The organism is Blautia massiliensis (ex Durand et al. 2017) (genome assembly GCF_001487165.1).
GTDB lineage: Bacteria > Bacillota > Clostridia > Lachnospirales > Lachnospiraceae > Blautia_A > Blautia_A fusiformis.
On the sequence record NZ_LN913005.1, the window covers coordinates 94,351 to 112,529 of the forward strand.

Consider the following 18,179-nt stretch of genomic DNA (forward strand, 5'->3'; position numbering starts at 1 on the left):
TGATCTGCCCTGTTTCTTTCATGATACCATGAATCCTTTTTTTCGTAAACTGCCGGAATCACCCTAGCAGAAAACTTTCAGTTATGCAGCCGAAAATTTCTCTGTATAATACTTCTCCAGATACTCATAAAAATGGTCTCTGTCTATATGATATTCCTCCGGAACGTCAAAGAGGAGTTTTTCCAGCATCTCATCCATAATCCCTCTGGCTTCTTCCTGGCTCATCCCTGCTTTCAGATGTTTTCCCAGATACATGTTGGAAATATAATCATAGATCGGATAATATTTTTCCGGGTTCTCTGCCGTCTTTTCATCGTAGTAATCATGATATTGCTCATCCATCAGCGTCAGGATCGTCGTTGCATAGTTGTCATCCTGATTATATTCATCCAGCTGTTTTGCGTAATATCCAAGACTGTGATTCACATAATCATCCAGAGAATAATTGTCCATACATTCGATCATTATTTTATGGGCATTGCTCTGCATCTGATAGGCAATATCGTTTTCCTCATAATCAAAAAGGCTGACCGCAAACAGGGAATTGATTGCCTCCGCATTGGGAACATCATAATAATTCAGTCCGGCAAATTGAATGTATACTTTGTTTCCGTCTTCATCTGTATAATGGCTGTCCCGCAGACAATGGCTCAGTTCATGGAAGATCACCTGATAATCCCAGGTTCCTTCTTCGTATTCTTTATCTTTCAGCACATAAATCTTATTCTCTGATTTCACGTAACATCCGCAGGAATAAACATCCCAGCTGACTTTTAACAGTTCATCCTCTGTACATTCCACAACTTCCAGGCTCTGAAGATTCTGATAAAAAGGACGAAGTTCCACATCCGGATATTTTTCAAACACACATTTGCAATATTCTTCCATAAGTGGTTTGAATTTATCCGGGATTTTCGGATTCTGCCTGATCACCTCCTCAAAATCCTGAAGGCTTTTTTTCTCAAAGGAAATGGCCTTTTCAATATAATCCATGTCGTAAATATACAACCGGTGAGTCATATCTCTGTGATCCAAATACGTATCCAGCTCAAACGCTTTCTTCTCTTCTTCCTCTGAAACTTCTTCGTTCTCCGCAGCTGGCTCATCTTCAGAATCTATCCCCGCAGAATCTGCCCCGGAATTGGCGGATGCATGAAAATCTTTTTCAAATTCTTTTACTGCCTGTCTGGTTCTGATCACGGAAGGCACGATAACTATTCCTGCCAGGATACACAGAATCATTCCTGTGATAATAAAAATTTTCTTTTTCATGGTTCTTTCCCCTGTATAAAAAAAGCTCCTGACAATTTGTATTTCTACAGACTGCCAGAAGCTTTCTATGCTTGATCAGGCTGAAGTTTCAGCCTTGAAGCAATATGAAGTTCTGCTTAGGCGTTCTTCTTAGCGATTGCTGCCTGTGCTGCTGCAAGACGAGCGATCGGTACACGGAACGGTGAGCAGGATACATAGTCAAGTCCGATCTCGTTGCAGAACTCTACGGAAGACGGATCTCCGCCGTGCTCACCGCAGATACCTACGTGAAGTTTCGGGTTAACCGGTTTTCCAAGCTGGATTGCCATCTTCATGAGTTTACCAACGCCAACCTGGTCAAGCTTAGCAAATGGATCGTTCTCGAAGATCTTAGCATCATAGTATGCGTTAAGGAACTTACCAGCATCATCACGGGAGAATCCGTATGTCATCTGTGTAAGGTCGTTTGTACCGAAGCAGAAGAAGTCAGCCTCTTTAGCGATATCATCAGCTGTAAGAGCTGCTCTCGGGATCTCGATCATAGTACCAACCTCGTACTCAAGGTCAGAACCAGCTGCTTTGATCTCAGCGTCTGCTGTCTCTACAACGAATTTCTTAACATATTTAAGCTCTTTGATGTCACCAACAAGCGGAATCATGATCTCCGGTTTGATGTTCCAATCCGGATGATTCTTCTTAACATTGATAGCTGCACGGATAACAGCGCTTGTCTGCATCTTAGCGATCTCCGGATAAGTAACAGCAAGACGGCATCCACGATGTCCCATCATCGGGTTGAACTCGTGAAGGGAAGCGATGATTGTCTTGATCTGCTCTACAGTCTTGCCCTGAGCATCAGCCAGTTTCTTGATGTCCTCTTCCTCTGTAGGAACGAACTCATGAAGTGGCGGATCAAGGAAACGAATTGTTACAGGATTTCCTTCAAGTGCCTCATAGAGTTTCTCGAAGTCTCCCTGCTGCTCCGGAAGGATCTTAGCAAGTGCTGCTTCTCTCTCCTCTACTGTCTCAGAGCAGATCATCTCACGGAATGCATCGATTCTGTTACCCTCAAAGAACATATGCTCTGTACGGCAAAGACCAATTCCCTCTGCACCAAGCTCACGAGCTTTCTTAGCATCAGCAGGAGTATCAGCGTTTGTACGAACTTTCATTGTTCTGTACTTGTCAGCCCATCCCATGATACGTCCGAACTCACCAGCGATCTTAGCATCTACAGTCGGGATAAGTCCGTCATAGATGTTACCTGTTGTACCATCAATGGAGATTGCATCTCCTTCATGGAACTCTTTACCAGCAAGTGTGAATTTCTTGTTCTCCTCATCCATAGCGATATCGCCGCATCCGGATACACAGCAGGATCCCATACCACGAGCAACTACAGCTGCGTGAGATGTCATACCACCACGAACTGTCAGGATACCCTGAGCAGCTTTCATACCTGTGATATCCTCTGGGGATGTCTCAAGACGAACAAGAACAACTTTCTCTCCTCTTGCAGCCCACTCAACAGCGTCCTCTGCAGAGAATACGATCTTACCGCAAGCAGCTCCTGGAGAAGCACCAAGACCTTTACCCATCGGTGTAGCAGCTTTAAGAGCAGCTGCATCGAACTGCGGATGAAGAAGTGTATCAAGGTTACGAGGATCGATCATTGCAACAGCCTCTTCCTCAGTTCTCATTCCCTCATCAACGAGGTCACAAGCGATCTTAAGAGCAGCCTGTGCAGTTCTCTTACCATTACGTGTCTGAAGCATATACAGTTTACCATGCTCTACAGTAAACTCCATATCCTGCATGTCTCTGTAATGTTTCTCAAGAGTCTCGCAAACCTGTTTGAACTGTACGAATGCTTCCGGGAACTTCTGCTCCATCTCGGAGATGTGCATAGGTGTACGAACACCAGCAACTACATCCTCGCCCTGTGCATTGGTAAGGAACTCACCGAACAGACCGTTAGCACCTGTAGCAGGGTCACGTGTGAAGGCAACACCTGTACCACAGTCATCACCCATGTTACCGAATGCCATCATCTGTACGTTAACAGCTGTACCCCAGGAATATGGGATATCATTGTCACGACGATATACGTTCGCACGTGGGTTGTCCCAGGAACGGAATACAGCTTTGATCGCACCAACCAGCTGCTCCTTCGGATCAGTTGGGAAATCAGAACCGATTTTAGATTTATACTCAGCTTTGAACTGGTCAGCAAGCTCATGCAGGTCAGCAGCTGTAAGCTCAACGTCCTGCTTAACACCTCTCTTAGCTTTCATCTCATCGATGAGCTCCTCGAAGTATTTCTTACCAACTTCCATAACTACGTCAGAGTACATCTGGATGAATCTTCTGTAGCAGTCCCAAGCCCAACGCTCATTGCCGGATTTCTCAGCAAGAGTGTTAACAACTTCTTCATTTAAACCAAGGTTGAGGATTGTGTCCATCATACCTGGCATAGATGCTCTCGCACCAGAACGAACGGATACAAGCAGAGGATTTTCTTTGTCACCGAATTTCTTACCGGTAACTCCTTCCATCTTGGTAATTGCTTCCATGATCTGAGCCATGATCTCATCGTTGATGGATCTGCCATCCTCGTAGTACTGTGTGCAGGCCTCTGTTGTGATTGTGAAGCCCTGCGGTACAGGAAGACCGAGGTTTGTCATCTCAGCAAGGTTGGCACCTTTGCCGCCCAGAAGATTTCTCATAGTAGCATTACCTTCTGTAAACATGTAAACCCATTTTGCCATTTTACATTTTCCTCCTAATTATTGTTCTTTAAAACATAAAAAATGTATGTTTTCTACGCACATAATTATTTTATAGATTTATCCTTCATTAGTCAAGGTTATTCTTCCAAAAAACAGTAATTTCTCTTGTAAAATATGACAGATTTTCCAGTTATATTTTTCACAGATTGTATTTTTCTCGTTATCATCTGAAAAATGTGCTAAAATAGAAAAAAACATGCAGCAATTCCGAGGTAATATTACCCGAATGCTGTCATACAGGAGGTTTATCATGACACGAACGATTGAAAACAGCTTTCTTAAGATTTCCGTTTCCGATCACGGTGCTGAACTCACCGGCATCTATGACAAGACTAATGACAGGGAGATCCTCTGGCAGGCAGATCCGGCTTACTGGAAACGCCATGCGCCTGTACTTTTTCCCAACGTGGGACGTAACTACAAAGATATCTGGCGTCTGAACGGAAAGGAATATCCTTCCAGCCAGCACGGCTTTGCAAGAGACAGCGATTTTATCTGCACGGATATCACCGATACTTCCCTTTCCTTTGTCCTTAAGTCCTCTGAAGAAACCCTGAATATTTATCCGTTTGCTTTCGCTCTGAAGATCACCTACACTCTGAAGAAGCACGACCTGGAAGTATGCTGGGAAGTAGTTAATAATGATTCTGAAACTATGTATTTTACCATCGGCGGCCATCCGGCATTCCGTGTTCCGGTACGTGAAGGCGAATCCCAGAGTGATTACCGTCTTGCTTTTGAAGGCCTGGACACTCTTACCTATCTCCTTATCGATACGTCTGTAGGAACAGTCCTTGCTGACGAGCCACATACACTTTCCCTTGAAAACGGAACCTGTTCCATTGCTCCTCACATGTTTGATAAAGACGCTCTTGTTTTTGATAACGGCCAGATCCAAAAGGCCGGTATCCTCTTCCCGGACGGAACTCCATATCTGACACTTACCAGTGAGGGCTTCCCGAATTTCGGTATCTGGTCCGTACCCGGTGCTCCCTTCGTATGCCTGGAGCCGTGGATGGGACGCTGTGATGACTGTGGTTTTGAAAAACCTCTTTCCGAAAAAGCAAATATCAATGTGCTGAAACCGGATGAGGAATTTATCAAGAGCTATCAGATCACCGTACACTGAGCTATGATAAAAAAAGATCCGCCATACATCGGCTTTTTCAGCTGTCTGTATGACGGATCCTTTTATTTATCTTACTGTCTCAATACGCTCTTATTCTCTCACAAAATGATACTGATAAGCTCTGTACTCCCCAAACTCTGCAGGAAGCGGCATTCCACCATGCATCAGAGCAGCTCCGGAATAGATCCTGCCGGTAGTCTGTTCCTTATAAAGTGCACTCTCATCAAGGCCGCGAAGCTGCACATAATTCACAGTCATATTTCCATGGATCTCCTCCATGACAACATTGAGCAGAACTTCTTCCTGAGAATTTCCAACGATCTCCCATGCACAGACCTCACTCTTAAACGGATCTGTCAGGCGATAGTACCGTCCGTTCTGGATCAGTGGCGCATATTTACGGAATTCCCCGATCTGGCTGCGGACCTCATCTTTTTCTTCCTCAGTCAGCTTCAGAAGATCCAGCTCGTAGCCGAAGGTTCCGGACATAGCAACCACACCTCTGGTATGTAACGGGGTGATCCTTCCTGTCTGATGGTTCGGCACTGCAGATACATGTGCTCCCATGGCCGATACCGGATATCCGAAGGAAGTGCCATACTGGATCCGAAGCCTGTCAATAGCATCGGAGTTGTCGCTGCACCAGATCTGCGGTGTGTAATACAGCATACCTGCGTCAAATCTTCCGCCGCCGCCGCTGCAGCCCTCGATCAGAAGATCCGGATAACGGTTCACCATACGATCCAGAAAATCGTACAATCCCAGGACATAATCATACATTACACGTCCCTGATCCTTGGTCATTACGGAAAATACATCCATCAGGCTTCGATTCATGTCCCATTTAACGTACTCAATATTGGCATTATCCAATACCGCACTGATCTGTCCAAAGATTCCGTCTACAACTTCTTTTCTGGAAAAATCAAGTACCAGCTGATTTCTGGATCTCACTGGTTTTCTTCCTGGAATCGTAAGTGCCCAGTCCGGATGCTCACGGTAAAGATCACTGTCCTCAGAGATCATCTCCGGCTCGATCCAGATACCGAATTTCACTCCGAGGTCATTGACTCTTTTTACCAGTCCGCCGAGAGTCTCTCCAAGCTTCTTCTCATTGACATACCAGTCCCCAAGACCACTGTTGTCATCGTCACGTTTTCCAAACCAGCCGTCATCCAGAACCAGCATATCGATACCAAGGCTCCTTGCCTCTTTTGCCAGATTATATAAAGTCTCCCCTGTAAAATCAAAATATGCTGCCTCCCAGCTGTTTACCAGCACCGGACGGACCTCTGTCTTATATTTACCACGGCAGATATGATGACGGATGCAGCTGTGCAGATTCTGGGAAAGACAGTTCATTCCCTGATCTGTGTAGCTTAAGATCACCTCAGGTGCATAGAAGGTCTCCCCGGCTTCCAGCGGATACCGGAAGCACTCCTCCTGTACACCAAGGAGCATTCTTGTCTGATTGTACTGATCTTTAAGAACCTCACCCTGGAAATTTCCGCTGTATACAAAGGACATAGCATAGCAGCCTCCATGATCCTCTGTTGTGTCCTTCTCTGCCAGGATCATCATCGGATTATACTGATGGCTGGATGTGCCACGGACACTGCCGATCATCTGACTTCCATGAGCCACCGGTACTCTCTGCAGATTCCGCTCCATGGCATGTCTTCCGTAAAAAGTAAGCAGGTCATAATCTCCGTAAAGAAAATCCAGTTCTGCGGACATCACCTTGTTCACATAGATCTTCTCACTGCTCTGATTGCGGATATAGACGCTTCTTGTAATGATATCCAGTTCCGGAAGTACACCGTAAAGAAGCATGGCCTCCACGCCGGTAGCCGGATCCTCCAGTACGATCTCCAGAGTCTGTGCCTCATCATTATCTGCATAAACCGCCGGAAGCCCCGGAAGGCTGTATTTACCGTCACGGATAGTATAATTCTTGTAACGCATATCACAGCTCATGCTTCCGTCACCGTTTTCCAGCATCAGTGATGCACTGCGGAAATCTCCGTTTCCGTAGCAGGAAAGCTCCTGTGGAAGAGAGTCCATGGAATAGGTTCTGTCTGTTCCCGCATCATAGGGATTTCCGGAAAATCCTCTGTCATAGTAGGTCAGAAGATAATCCATGCAGCCTTCTGCCTTTTTACCATAATAGAGATGAAGAAGAAATCCGTACTGATCCACCTGCATCTGATATGTAGTTTCTTTTGTCTGTAGGGTAAACGTTCTGTCTTTCTCGCAGTAGATGATTCCCATATGTGAATCCTCCTTTTTCTTGTGTTTTTATTTTACGGCACCGTTTACAACACCATTTAAAATGTGCTTCTGGCAGATCAGATAAAACAGAAGGATCGGAAGCAGTGCCAGCAGATAAGAGGCAAACGCAAGGTTATAGTTTGTTCCGAACTGAGTCTGGAAATTCAGCTGTGCCAGAGGCAATGTGGTTCCACCCGTAGATCCGGACATGATAACCAATGGAGTCATAACATCATTCCAGGTTCCAAGTGCTGTCAGAACTGCCACTGTGGCATGCATCGGCTTCATGATCGGAAAGATGATCTTCCAATATGTTTTCCAGGTACTGGCTCCATCCACACAGGCAGCCTCCTCAAGGGCCATTGGAATGTTTGTCAGATATCCGGAATAAAGAAGCACGTTCATAGGCATATAAAATACCGTGTAAAGAATGATCACACCGACTTTGTTATCAAGGCCCATCTCAGCAGTCTGCTTTACAAGCGGCATCATCAGGATAGCAAACGGAACAAACATACCGCTCACTACATAGAGATAGATAAATTTATAAAATTTACTTCTCTTGTTTCTGGCTATAGCATAACCTAAAAGTGAATGAATTACAATAGCAAGAACCACTGTGATCACAGTGATCAATACACTGTTTCCAAGAGAATGCCAGAAGTCTGTTACCTCCATAGCTTCCCTGAAATTGGCAAGACTGAATTTCTCTGGCAGAGACAGGATCCCGGCTACACTGTTGGTCATCTCTGTCGGCTGCTTGAATGCGATCACAATTGTCATATAAAGCGGAAATACCACTGTGATAAGGCCAAGGATCAGAAGGATCGTTACCGGCCAGTTCGCTTTTTCTCTTACTTTCGTTTTCATTACAGCTGCTCCTCCTTTTTCCCTGTGATAGTCAACTGCACTGCAGAAATGATCACGATCACAATAAAGAATATAACCGCATTAGCGCTCTGGAATCCAAACTGACCGCCACTCATACCATTGTTATAGATCAGATAGGAAATGGATTCTGTACTCTGTGCAGGACCACCCTTTGTCAAAGCCATGATCTGATCAAATACCATCAGGAAGTTTTTCACACAGAGAACCATGTTGATACTGAAAAACGGAACGATCAGCGGGAATGTCAGATAACGGAACTTACTGAATCCGGTAGCACCGTCAATAGCTCCTGCCTCGTATACATCCTCCGGCACTGTCTGGAGGCCCGAAATATAGATAATGGTATTCATTGCGATGGACTGCCATGCACAAACGATCACGATGGCAACCCATGCCAGGCTCGTACTGGAAAGCATGCTGGAAGACAATGTTTTATTTCCGATCATCTTTCCGAATGCAGGCAGGATATATGTAAAGAAATAATTGAAAATATATCCTACGACCAGTGCGCCAAGTACATTAGGAATAAAATAAGCTCCACGCAGTGCACTCTTGAAACGGATCTTGCTGTTCAGTCCAAGTGCCAGGATCAGGCTGAGTACATTCGTTACAATAGTTGCCACGATGGCCAGCTTAAAGGTAAACAGATAGGAACCGCCAACACGGCTGTCTGTAAAAAGATCCTTATAGTTTCGAAGTCCTACCCAGTCATAGCTTCCATAGCCTTTAAAGTTCGTAAAGCTGTAGATCACACCCTTGATCAGAGGCAGTGTGTTAAAGCAGAAAAATAATGCCACGATCGGAATGGTGATCAGAAGAAAGGTCAGCTTTCTTCCACTCATAGATTTTTTTCCCATGATCAGTTCTCTCCTTCCCCGTTCTTCTCCTCATAGTCCTGTACTTTACGGATAATGTCACGGTTATATCTTGTCCAGTCTGTATCAAATTTTTTCAGGAATGCATCTTTATCCTTTTTCATCAGGAAGGTCTGGATCTGTGCATCCACAGCCATCTCTGTAGGATAATAATGATCCTGGTAGTCGGCCATCCTTCCCTCTTCTATGTATTCCTTCATACCATCCAGCGTAGAGGGAAGTGTGAAATCACCCTCTTTACAGGGAACTGCCTTCTGGTCATCCAGATATGTCTGTATATTCTCATCCTCAAGAAGGAAATCCAGCACTTCATATGCAGCTTCCTTATTCTCACAGTCATCCATCACACAGAACTGAAGGTCAACTCCGGAATTCAGTTTGTTTTCTGACGGATCATTGCTTGCCGGTGTTACAAAAGAATCAATATCCATATCCGGATTTACACTCTGGATTTGCGGGATCGCATAGCTTCCGATGGGATACATGGCAGCCTCCCCTTTTGCAAAAGCGGTGCAGGCTCCATTGTAATCATAGGCAAAGGGATCATCCGGTCCATACTGGATAAGCTCCAGCATACGGTCTGCTACTTCCTTATACTCTTTTGCAAAAGTAGTGTTTCCCTGGTTTACCTGGCGGCATACATCGGCTGGTGCAAGATCTACCGCAATAGAATTCCACGGTGCAAGACAGGTCCAGGTATCTTTAAATCCGAAATAAAGCGGCTGGATACCTGCATCCTGAATTTCCTGGCAAAGGCTCATAAATTCATCCCATGTAGTCGGGATCTGCCAGCCATGCTCCTTGAAAAGCTCACGATTGTAAAGGATTCCGGCGGCATTGGCCACGTAAGGAACCGCATAGACTCCGTCTTCCGGAACGAATTCCAGCGCTTTATCAATTTCTTTATATGCATCTTTGATCGAATCCAGTCCCTGATAATCGGAAATATCCATCAGCATATCAGAATCAATAAAATTGGAAAAGTTAACATCGCCTCCGATTCCAATGATATCCGGATTATCCTCACGGATAAATCTTGTCTTCAATACAGTCATAGCATCGTTTGGTGATTCGATGGTAAGATGGATATCATCATGAGTGGCATTGAATTTTTCTTCCAGTTTTTCAAATGCCTTAACCGCTTCCGGTTTATACTGCACAAGTTCGATCTCTGTCTTTCCGCTGTCCTTTTTACCTGTGCCGCATCCGCTCAATGTAACGGAAGCTGCCATGGTAAAGGCAAGTCCCATACAGAGGATCCATTTACTTCTGTTGCGCATCTTGTAATGCTCCTTCCTTTTCCTTTTATTTGATAAGTCGGATATCACCCATTTAACTGATATGGCTATCCGGGTTCTCCAATACTTATTCTCTGGTTTCTTTTTTCTGAAAGCTATTTTAACATAGCTTTATGCTTGCATAAATAGCAGTGTTTTTCTTGTTTTATACCAAAATGCAATTTTTCTCTGTCTTCATTAAAGTCATCTAGCATTTTGATATATTTTACGCCTATATCACTACTTTTATCTAAAATTAGTATATTCCGAATTTATCGAAAATCAACAGGTTTCTCGAGAAACTTAATTTTCTCACAAAGTTTTATCGATTATCCTTCTCTTTTTAGTATATTTTACAGGCTGTTTTTGTAATTGCATTTTTATACATATGTTGAAGTTCCCTGCTGTTTTAATATATAATGTTACTGAAACCAGACAAAATCATACGCCTAAAGGATAAAAATATGAATGACCTTCTCTTCTCCGTTTTTCCAAATGAAAACTTTGTTGATATCGGACTATACCAATACGGCTGGGAGCACTGCGCTCCGGCACATTCATTCGGCCCGGCCGCACGAAACCATTATATTTTTCATTATGTGATCTCCGGTACCGGAACTCTGATGGCAGACAATTCCGCAGGAGAGACCATCACCTATCAGGTAAAAAGCGGCCAGGGTTTCATGCTTTTTCCCGGTCAGATCAACACCTACATTGCAGATACCGACTTTCCATGGGAGTACACCTGGGTGGAATTTGACGGGCTCCGGGCAAAAGAGATCGTGGAAACTGCAGGTTTAAGTCCGGACCATCCGGTCTATCACAGCCACTCTGCAGATCTCCGCCAGAAAATGATGGAGGAAATGCTTTATATCAGCCATAATTCCCAGGAATCACCCTTTCATCTTATCGGACATACCTGGCTTTTTCTGGATTACTTTATGCGCTCTACTGAAACTGTCCGCATGAAACAGGATGGAAGTATCCGTGATTTTTATATCAAGGAGGCGCTCTCTTTTATTGAACAGAATTTCCAAAATGATATTTCCATTGAGGATATCGCAGCCTGCTGCGGCCTGAACCGAAGCTACTTCGGTAAGATCTTCCACGACACCATCGGACGTTCTCCCCAGGAATTCCTGATCAGCTATCGCATGACCAAAGCTGCAGAACTTCTTAAGATCACAGCCCTGTCTATCGCAGATATCGGAAATGCAGTCGGATATCCCAATCAGCTGCATTTTTCCCGGGCTTTCAAAAATGTATACGGAATGTCGCCAAGAAACTGGCGGATGAAAAACAGACTTATTGAAAAAAAGCCTCCGGCCAGAAAATAGCCGGAGGTTTTTTATTAAAAAATGTATTTACTTAAAATGTAAATTTATCAGCAAAGTATGCATCAAGCTCATCGATCTTCACACGTACCTGCTCCATAGTGTCACGGTCACGGACTGTAACTGCACCGTCATTCTCAGACTCGAAGTCATAAGTGATACAGAACGGAGTACCGATCTCATCCTGTCTGCGGTAACGTTTACCGATATTTCCACGGTCATCGTACTCACAGTTGTACTTCTTGGAAAGCTGCTGGTAGATCTTCTCAGCACCCTCGTTAAGCTTCTTGGAAAGCGGAAGCACACCGATCTTAACCGGTGCAAGTACCGGATGGAAATGAAGGACTGTACGGACATCGTTCTTCTCTGCATCCAGAACTTCCTCATCGTAAGCGCTGCAGAGGAAAGCAAGTACCATACGGTCTGCTCCAAGTGATGGCTCGATAACGTATGGGATATATTTCTGTTTCTTCTCATCATCAAAGTATGTGAGATCCTGGCCGGATACATTCTGATGCTGTGTCAGGTCATAATCTGTTCTGTCAGCGATTCCCCAGAGCTCGCCCCATCCGAATGGGAAAAGGAATTCCACATCTGTGGTAGCCTTGCTGTAGAAGCTCAGCTCTTCCTTATCATGATCACGGTAACGAACCTCATCATCCTTAAGTCCGAGAGCACTCAGCCAGTCAAGGCAGAACTTCTTCCAGTATGCAAACCACTCAAGATCTGTATCCGGCTCGCAGAAGAACTCAAGCTCCATCTGCTCGAACTCACGGGTACGGAATGTGAAGTTACCCGGTGTGATCTCGTTACGGAAGGATTTACCGATCTGGCCGATACCAAACGGAATCTTTTTACGGGATGTTCTCTGTACGTTCTTGAAGTTTACGAAAATACCCTGTGCAGTCTCCGGTCTTAAATATACAGTATTCTTGGCATCTTCGGTAACACCCTGGAATGTCTTGAACATCAGGTTGAACTGACGGATATCTGTGAAGTTGTGTTTACCACAGCTCGGACATCCTACCTCGTGTTCTTTGATGAAGTCCATCATCTTCTCCTGGGACCATGCATCTACGCTTCCCTCAATGGCAATGTCATGCTCTGCACAAAAGTCCTCAATGAGTTTATCTGCACGGAAACGCTCGTGGCACTCTTTACAGTCCATAAGAGGATCAGAAAATCCGCCAAGATGTCCGGAAGCGATCCATGTCTGCGGGTTCATAAGGATCGCACAGTCAACACCTACATTGTACGGAGACTCCTGAATGAATTTCTGCCACCATGCACGTTTTACGTTATTTTTAAGCTCTACACCGAGATTTCCATAATCCCATGTGTTTGCCAGGCCGCCGTAGATCTCGGAACCCGGGTAAACAAATCCTCTGGCTTTTGCAAGAGCTACGATCTTTTCCATTGTCTTTTCCATGATTTCTCTCCTCTTGACTTGCAGCTGTTCCGCCAAATGCGTCCGGAAAGCTCCGGAAAAAGCTGCTTTTTTACATTTTTGGTCTTATTATACTAGTATCCTCATGATTTTTCAAGGATATTTCCATTTGCATTGCATCCTGTCCTGCTTTTGAAAAATAAATCGTTACGGTTATTCCGCAGCCGGCAGTGATCTATCTCATCAATTCCAGGATCTCCAGACTTTTAAACCGCTTGTCTGTATTCAGCTCCGTATACCGGTAAATGTGGCGTTCCAGTTCCCGCAGCACATCATCCCGTACTGTAAACGTATACAGCTTTGCCAGGGGGGACACGGCTATGTAGCGCATGGCATACAGGGCAGCCGCTGAGATCCGTTTCCTGTCCATGGCCATCCTACTGCAGTCCGCACACAGGATCCCATGCTCGTCCTGGGAGAAAAAAAGTTCTCCGGTTTCTTCCTCCGTAAGCTCTCTCCCGCAGCCCGCACACTGGAACAGCTGCGGCATCACGCCCTGGATTACCATAGTCCGCAGTTCATAGATACAGCGCACCAGCCGGTCTTCTATATGAGGATTCAAAATGGCTTTGATGGTCACATAGAGAAGATTCATCATCTCCTTCTCATCCGTTCCCTCTTTGCCAAAATAATCTGCCAGCTCCAGAAAATAATATCCATAGTAAACCCCCGGCTGCCGGGTGGCCAGCTCCACAAAATGATGCTGCACGCTGACCTGGTTCAGATTATAGCTCGTCCTTCCCTCATAAAGAGTAAAGCTTCCGAATACAAACGGGTTAGCTGCTGCCATGAACGGACTGTTCTGCCGTCTCGCTCCCTTGGCAAAAGCGGAGATCTTCCCCCTCTCTCTTGTGAGAAGGACGATCCGCTTGTCATAATCCCCTACCGGCATAGCAGAAAGTACCACTCCCTGTACGGTAATCAGATCACTCATTTTCAGATTTCTTTCTTATCATATCCAAAGTTCTTGATCAGGAAATCACTGTCTCTCCAGTTCTTAGTCACCTTGACCCAGAGCTTTAGGTTTACCTTTGCTTCCAGCATACGCTCCAGCTCATAGCGGGCATTGCTTCCGATCTTTTTCAACATGGCACCCTGTTTTCCGATGATGATGCCTTTGTGGGAATTACGCTCGCAGATGATGGTCGCATCAATATCTATGATGTTGCTTCTTCCCGGACGTTTCTTCATCCGGTCGATGGCAACGGCGATTCCGTGAGGGATCTCCTCATCCAGTGCATGCAGAGCCTTCTCACGGATGATCTCTGCGGCGATCTGGCGCTGAGGCTGGTCGGTAACTGTATCCTCATCATAGAACATCGGTCCGTACGGAAGATATTTGAAAATACTTGGAATGATATCCTGTGTGTTTTTTCCGCGGAGGGCAGAGCAAGGAATGATCTCTGCAAAATCGCAGATCTTACGGTAGGTATCGATCGCAGGAAGAAGCTCTTCTTTTTTTACCGTATCGATCTTGTTGATGATGAGAATCACTGGAACTCCAACCTTCTGCAGCTGCTCGGCAATGTGGCGCTCTCCCGCACCTACGAATGTGGACGGCTCCACCAGCCACATAATGGCATCTACTTCCTTCAGGGTTCTCTCCGCAACCTGTACCATGTATTCTCCAAGCTTGTTTTTTGCCTTGTGGATACCCGGTGTGTCCAAAAATACGATCTGTCCCTCATCACAGGTATACACAGTCTGTATCTTGTTTCTGGTTGTCTGTGGCTTGTTTGATGTGATGGCGATCTTCTGTCCGATAAGATGGTTCATCAGCGTGGATTTTCCAACATTCGGTCTTCCGATGATCGCAACAAAGCCTGATCTAAAATTATTATCCATTCTTTATCCTCTCATAATCCTTTCACAGCCTGCTATCCCATTTAACGGACAGCAGGCTTTGTTTCTCATCAGCCGATCAGTGGCTTCACTTCCATGAATACATCTTCCGCCTTCTCTATTGCAGTCTCACTTCCTACTACGCAGATCTGATCATCGGAAAGTACTGCTTCTACAAGAGCTGCCAGTTTCTGGATATCCTCCTTCTGCGCTCCGAGGATCTGATTTCTTTCCTTCTGGAGCATATCCTCTGTAACATTGGAGAAATATGCGGTTTTTGAGATACTTCCCTGCATCTGCGGAGTTCTCGGCACATCCTTGTTGCTGATCGTTCCGATAATATATTTTGTCATCTCACGCTCGTCTGCCTCAAAGGCACGGATATAATCCGGCACTCCTTGGTATACTTCCAGGGTTCTCTTTAGATGGGGATCACGGTAGGATACCAGGAAGCTCTCTCCGTTTCTCTTAAAGCCGCTCATGCAGCCATACGCTCCACCCTTTACACGAAGGTTGATCCAGAGATAATCGTAGCTTAAGATCACTTTCAGGATCTCCAGTGCACCGGTATACTCCAGGCCTTTTTTGCGGAAGTTTCCGTTCTGTGCCACATACTGGACCTGGCCGGAGGTCTTGAAGGCTTCGTTTTTCTTTATGCAGGGGGCCTGCTTCACAGACTCCGGCTTCTGTCCGTTAAACAAAACTTTTTTGATCCCGGCAGCCTGTGCTTTTACTACATCCAGAGATTCTCTCTCTCCGGTATAGCTTACACAGAAATTCTCCGGACGAAGTACCTCTTCCATCACCTTACGGAGATTTTTCACGATCTCATCCTTGCAGCTGTCAAAATCCTTCTCCAGTTTTTCGATAAACTGATAATATCCGATTCCTGCCATCTCATCCTGGAATGCCGCCATCGGAGATGCGTAGGAAGCACCACGGAGAACGGCGGTGGAATGGCCTGCACTTGCAAGGCTGGCCTGGGCTCTGGATCTCACTCTGGCAATGATCTCGTAGAGACGTTTGGTGTCATCCAGCTTCGAAGTTGTAAGAACCTCCCGGATCATGGAAAACATGAAATCCATCTCCGGATATAACGCTTTTCCTCTTACGGCAAACATGGCACGGAATGCATCGGTATCCTGGGCATCATCAAAAACCTCTATCCCATAGGCAATACCGCCGGTTCTCGCATTCACTTCATTAAACAACTCGCCATATGTGTAATTCTCTGTATCCACTGCACCAAGCACAGATTTCAGAAGTCCCAGATAATGGACTGTGTCAACATCAAAGTCATGGATCTCAAAAAGAAGATCTGCATAACCGATACCATTGGTGCACACATCATGATACAGAAACAGGCTGTCCTCCACATGGTGCTCCTCGTTTGTCAGTCCTGTGATCTCTTTTTTGATATCTTCTCTGGAAAGCATCGGGATACAGGTCAGTGTTTCCGGATCTTCCTCGGATTCCTGATAAGCTTCCAGGGCTTTTGTATTCTCTACCATCCGGGTAAGCTCTTCATCAGAAAGGCTCTTTCTGTAATTCTCCAGTTTTTCTTCCAGTTCTTTGTCTCTCTTAGCAGCAAGGCCTTTCTCCGGTACCAGGGAAAGGATCGCGCCATGGGTATTATCCAGAAGATATTTACGGATCAGATCCTCAAAATATCCCTCTTCCAGAGCTTTTTTGAGGAACTCAAATCCCTCAAGAAGCTGTACTTCACAGAACGGCTTTGTATCGTCATAAAGCCAGCTGCTTAAAATATCCAGGCCATACATCAGTCCCTTCGGATAGGAAGAGAAATCTGCCTCACGGAAACGGAATTCGTAGTAGTTGATTCCGGCTGTTACTGCCTTCTTGTCGATACCTTCCTCCATGATCTTTGTGAGGGTGTCACGGATCACTTTGACAAATTCCTCTTTCTGGCTTAAGTTGGCTCCCTTTGCCACGATGGAGAAATAGGTCTGTTTGATTCCATCCTCAAAGGAGCCATAGATATCCTTGCCAATCTTTGCATCCAGAAGTGCCTGTTTCAACGGTGCACCCGGTGCGCTTAAAAGTGCGTAATCCAGGACTTCGAAAGCAAGACTTAAGTTGATATCTGCTGCTTCACCCACAACCATATTGTAGGAAAGATAAGTGTTATCCTCTTCTCCTTCGTCCTCTGACACCGGATAATTTTTCTGGATATCTTTTACCTGGGCAAAAGTTTCCTGATCCCGGATCTGGGAATCAATGGCAAGGGAATCAAAGGCAGACAGATAATGGCTGTCAATAAACTCCAGTTTCTCCTCCATATCCATGTTTCCATAGAGATAGATAAAGCTGTTGGACGGATGATAGTACTGTCTGTGGAAATCCAGGAATTCCTCGTAACTGAGATCCGGGATATTTACAGGATCTCCGCCGGACTCACAGCCATAGGTGGTATCCGGGAACAGGGAATTCATGATCTCACGCTCCAGAACATCATCCGGTGAGGAAAAAGCACCCTTCATTTCATTGTAAACGACACCGTTGTATTTCAGCGGGCCTTCTTTTTTCTCCAGATGGTAGTTCCAGCCTTCCTGACGGAAGATCTCTTCTTTTTTGTAAATATTCGGATAGAATACCGCATCCAGATATACATGCATCAGATTCTGGAAATCCCGGTCATTACAGCTTGCTATCGGGTAGCAGGTCTTATCCGGATAGGTCATGGCATTAAGGAAGGTATTAAGAGAACCTTTTACCAGCTCCACAAAAGGATCCTTAAGCGGAAATTCCCTGGAGCCGCACAGTACGCTGTGTTCCAATATATGAGCAACACCTGTGCTGTTTTTCGGCGGTGTACGGAATGCAATGTTAAAAACCTTATTCTCATCACTATTCTCGATGAGCATCACTCTGGCTCCTGTTTTTTTGTGTCTCAGAAGCCATCCTTTTGAATGAATATCCTGAAGCTCCTCTTCCTTCAGGACTTCATATGCTTTCAGATGATTGGGATTCATAAAATAGTAACCTCCTGAATGTTTCTCTTCACACCCGACATGGATCTTCGTTCAAAAAATCTCAGAATATTTTATCGGAT

The 18,179-nt window shown here is 45.2% G+C and carries 12 protein-coding genes; 2 read left to right on the top strand and 10 right to left on the bottom strand.

Going from position 1 to position 18,179, the window contains the following annotated elements:
• Nucleotides 1-81: 81 nt before the first annotated feature.
• Both BN3261_RS00490 and ppdK read right to left on the bottom strand, forming a co-directional pair.
• Nucleotides 82-1,272 (bottom strand): hypothetical protein, encoded by a 1,191-nt coding sequence (locus BN3261_RS00490; protein ID WP_021977539.1) that lies wholly within the window; start codon nucleotides 1,270-1,272, stop codon nucleotides 82-84.
• 116 nt (nucleotides 1,273-1,388) lie between these two features.
• Nucleotides 1,389-4,019 carry a pyruvate, phosphate dikinase gene (gene ppdK, locus BN3261_RS00495; protein ID WP_059085207.1) on the bottom strand — a complete coding sequence of 877 codons (2,631 nt, stop codon included), beginning with the start codon at nucleotides 4,017-4,019 and terminating at the stop codon, nucleotides 1,389-1,391.
• A gap of 271 nt (nucleotides 4,020-4,290) precedes the next feature.
• On the opposite strand from ppdK, the gene BN3261_RS00500 reads away from it, so the two are divergent.
• Nucleotides 4,291-5,169 carry an aldose 1-epimerase family protein gene (locus tag BN3261_RS00500; protein ID WP_059085208.1) on the top strand — a complete coding sequence of 293 codons (879 nt, stop codon included), beginning with the start codon at nucleotides 4,291-4,293 and terminating at the stop codon, nucleotides 5,167-5,169.
• 90 nt (nucleotides 5,170-5,259) lie between these two features.
• On the opposite strand, the gene BN3261_RS00505 is transcribed toward BN3261_RS00500, so the two are convergent.
• Genes BN3261_RS00505 through BN3261_RS00520 form a run of 4 tightly spaced genes read right to left on the bottom strand, consistent with a single transcriptional unit; the run spans nucleotide 5,260 to nucleotide 10,486 of the window.
• Complete coding sequence (locus BN3261_RS00505; RefSeq protein ID WP_059085209.1) at nucleotides 5,260-7,440, bottom strand: alpha-galactosidase; 2,181 nt, start codon at nucleotides 7,438-7,440, stop codon at nucleotides 5,260-5,262.
• 27 nt (nucleotides 7,441-7,467) lie between these two features.
• Complete coding sequence (locus BN3261_RS00510) at nucleotides 7,468-8,310, bottom strand: carbohydrate ABC transporter permease (RefSeq protein WP_015525816.1); 843 nt, start codon at nucleotides 8,308-8,310, stop codon at nucleotides 7,468-7,470.
• Nucleotides 8,310-9,188, bottom strand: coding sequence for a carbohydrate ABC transporter permease (locus BN3261_RS00515; RefSeq protein ID WP_015525815.1), 879 nt, complete (start codon nucleotides 9,186-9,188; stop codon nucleotides 8,310-8,312). The genes BN3261_RS00510 and BN3261_RS00515 overlap by 1 nt, the downstream gene beginning before the upstream one ends.
• A gap of 2 nt (nucleotides 9,189-9,190) precedes the next feature.
• Complete coding sequence (locus BN3261_RS00520; protein WP_015525814.1) at nucleotides 9,191-10,486, bottom strand: ABC transporter substrate-binding protein; 1,296 nt, start codon at nucleotides 10,484-10,486, stop codon at nucleotides 9,191-9,193.
• A 461-nt stretch (nucleotides 10,487-10,947) separates the two neighbouring features.
• Here BN3261_RS00520 and BN3261_RS00525 point away from each other — a divergent pair, with 461 nt between their 5' ends.
• Nucleotides 10,948-11,820: an AraC family transcriptional regulator gene (locus BN3261_RS00525; RefSeq protein WP_022426301.1), complete on the top strand. Its 873-nt coding sequence runs from the start codon at nucleotides 10,948-10,950 to the stop codon at nucleotides 11,818-11,820.
• A 31-nt stretch (nucleotides 11,821-11,851) separates the two neighbouring features.
• Here BN3261_RS00525 and BN3261_RS00530 read toward each other — a convergent pair whose 3' ends face one another.
• From BN3261_RS00530 to BN3261_RS00545, 4 genes are all read right to left on the bottom strand, one after another.
• A complete protein-coding gene (locus BN3261_RS00530) occupies nucleotides 11,852-13,246 on the bottom strand; it encodes a glycine--tRNA ligase (protein WP_015525811.1) in 1,395 nt (464 codons plus the stop codon).
• Between the two features lie 193 nt (nucleotides 13,247-13,439).
• Entirely contained in the window at nucleotides 13,440-14,198 is a 759-nt protein-coding gene (gene recO, locus BN3261_RS00535; protein WP_015525810.1) for a DNA repair protein RecO, read from the bottom strand.
• A gap of 2 nt (nucleotides 14,199-14,200) precedes the next feature.
• On the bottom strand, nucleotides 14,201-15,109 hold the full coding sequence (gene era, locus BN3261_RS00540) for a GTPase Era (protein ID WP_015525809.1): 909 nt from the start codon (nucleotides 15,107-15,109) through the stop codon (nucleotides 14,201-14,203).
• A 68-nt stretch (nucleotides 15,110-15,177) separates the two neighbouring features.
• Nucleotides 15,178-18,099 carry an insulinase family protein gene (locus BN3261_RS00545; RefSeq protein WP_059085210.1) on the bottom strand — a complete coding sequence of 974 codons (2,922 nt, stop codon included), beginning with the start codon at nucleotides 18,097-18,099 and terminating at the stop codon, nucleotides 15,178-15,180.
• Nucleotides 18,100-18,179 lie beyond the last annotated feature (80 nt).